This window comes from Streptomyces botrytidirepellens, assembly GCF_003721215.1.
GTDB lineage: Bacteria > Actinomycetota > Actinomycetes > Streptomycetales > Streptomycetaceae > Streptomyces > Streptomyces himastatinicus.
On sequence record NZ_RIBZ01000339.1, the window covers coordinates 1 to 500 of the forward strand.

General features: G+C 71.2%; 1 protein-coding gene. It reads right to left on the bottom strand.

All coding sequences use genetic code 11. The features are described 5' to 3' along the window. Positions 1 to 500 (bottom strand): methionine adenosyltransferase domain-containing protein (locus EEJ42_RS30875; RefSeq protein WP_184503354.1); only part of this gene is annotated, 500 nt, incomplete at both ends.

The window sequence follows — 500 nt, forward strand, 5'->3', positions numbered from 1 at the left end:
TACAGACCGGCCGCCGCGCGGAGGGCGTCGACGCGGTCGGTGCGCTCCCAGGTGAAGTCGGAGTCCTCGCGGCCGAAGTGGCCGTAGGCCGCCGTCCGGGCGTAGATCGGGCGGAGCAGGTCCAGGTCGCGGATGATCGCGGCCGGACGCAGGTCGAAGACCTCGGAGATGGCCTTCTCGATCTTCTCGGCGTCGATCGTGGCGGTGCCGAAGGTCTCCACGAACAGACCGACCGGCTCGGCCTTGCCGATCGCGTACGCGACCTGGACCTCGCAGCGCTGGGCGAGCCCCGCGGCCACGACGTTCTTGGCCACCCAGCGCATCGCGTACGCCGCGGAGCGGTCGACCTTGGACGGGTCCTTGCCGGAGAAGGCGCCGCCACCGTGGCGGGACATGCCGCCGTAGGTGTCGATGATGATCTTGCGGCCGGTGAGCCCGGCGTCACCCATCGGGCCGCCGATCTCGAAGCGGCCGGTCGGGTTGACCAGCAGCCGGTAGCC